At 38.9% G+C, this 1,312-nt stretch carries 2 protein-coding genes; both read right to left on the bottom strand.

The genetic code is table 11. The annotated features are described in order from the left end of the window. Window positions 1–55: 55 nt before the first annotated feature. Window positions 56–946, bottom strand: coding sequence for an IS3 family transposase (locus BHE18_RS12480; RefSeq protein WP_083573763.1), 891 nt, complete (start codon window positions 944–946; stop codon window positions 56–58). Then, a complete protein-coding gene (locus tag BHE18_RS12475; RefSeq protein ID WP_064566775.1) occupies window positions 943–1,233 on the bottom strand; it encodes a transposase in 291 nt (96 codons plus the stop codon). The genes BHE18_RS12480 and BHE18_RS12475 overlap by 4 nt, the downstream gene beginning before the upstream one ends. Window positions 1,234–1,312 lie beyond the last annotated feature (79 nt).

The following is a 1,312-nucleotide window of genomic DNA, read 5'->3' as shown; positions in this document are numbered from 1 at the left end:
TTAGAAACAATCAATCTAAAACCAAGATTGATTGCCTCTAACGCCTAAGATGAATTTATGAGATTGAGTCCAGGTTTGAACGCTGATAATTTCTCTCAAAATTGTTTGGGGAAAGATACCCCAGCTTTGAATGTTTTCTTCTCTCGTTGTACCGGTTTGAAATATAGTGGTTAATGACTTTTGTCGCTTCATCCCTTGTTTTAAATCTAGAACGATAGATAAGTTCTTTTTTGATTGTCGCATGAAATGATTCAATACACGCGTTGTCGTAGGGATCTCCTTTTTTACTCATGCTGATTTGAACATTTGCTTCATTTAGTTCGTCAATGTAATCCTTTGAACAATATTGAGCACCACGATCTGAATGATGAATAAGACCATCACCCGGCTGCCTTAAAGTCATAGCCCTTTTCAGTGCTTCCATAATAAGTTCTTTTCTCATTGTGGAACCCAGGTTCCACCCCACAATTTTTCTTGAAAATAGGTCCATGATAGAGGCGAGATACAACCATCCTTCTATCGTCCAAATGTACGTAATATCAGCCACCCACACAGTGTTGGGAGTTTCAACATTAAACTGTCTATTTACCAAGTTAGGATAGATTGTCATATCATGATCTGAATCGGTTGTCACCACGTATTTCTCTTCTGGGATGGCTTTAAGACCCATCTCTTTCATATAACGGCCTACTGTTTTCTGAGATACATGATACCCCCACTCAATAAGATCATCATGGATCCTCGGGCTCCCATACGTACCGTAGTTTTCGTGATATGATTTACAAATCATTTGCTTGATTTCAGCCTTTTTCTTCTCCCTTTCGGTCTCACCTTGGAGATGCTTTCCTTTCCACTTATAAAATCCACTTTTAGATACTCCAAGGACTTTGCACATCTTCACAACAGAATGTTCGTCTGTGTGAGCTTCAATGAACTCATACTTCACTCTGGCTTTTGCGTAAAGATGTGCATCGCTTTTTTTAGGATTTCGTTTTCCTCTTTCAGGGCCCTGAGTTCCTTGTCGTGTGCTTTTTTCAACTTTTCCAATTCGGAAGGAGTGATGTGCTCACCGGATTGTTCAGCAGCCTTTTTCTCATTGTAAAGTTTGACCCAGCGCATCATGGTAGCATAAGGAATCTCTAACTCATAAGCCACTTCAGTCCCTTTTCTACCTTCTTCAGCAACCATTTTAGCTACGTATTCTTTATATTCGTTTGTATAGTACTTTCCCATGGATACACGTCCTTATTAATAATAGTTATAGTTATGCCCTATTATCATCTTTGTGTGTCCACTTTTTAGACTAACTTTA

It is taken from the genome of Rossellomorea aquimaris, assembly GCF_001877785.1.
GTDB classification, from domain to species: domain Bacteria; phylum Bacillota; class Bacilli; order Bacillales; family Bacillaceae_B; genus Rossellomorea; species Rossellomorea aquimaris_A.
This window is presented reverse-complemented; position numbering and strand designations above follow the sequence as displayed.

Bases quoted from the DNA above. Each gene is read 5' to 3' on its own strand.
- BHE18_RS12475 (WP_064566775.1), bottom strand. From the start codon at position 1,233: ATGGGAAAGTACTATACAAACGAATATAAAGAATACGTAGCTAAAATG.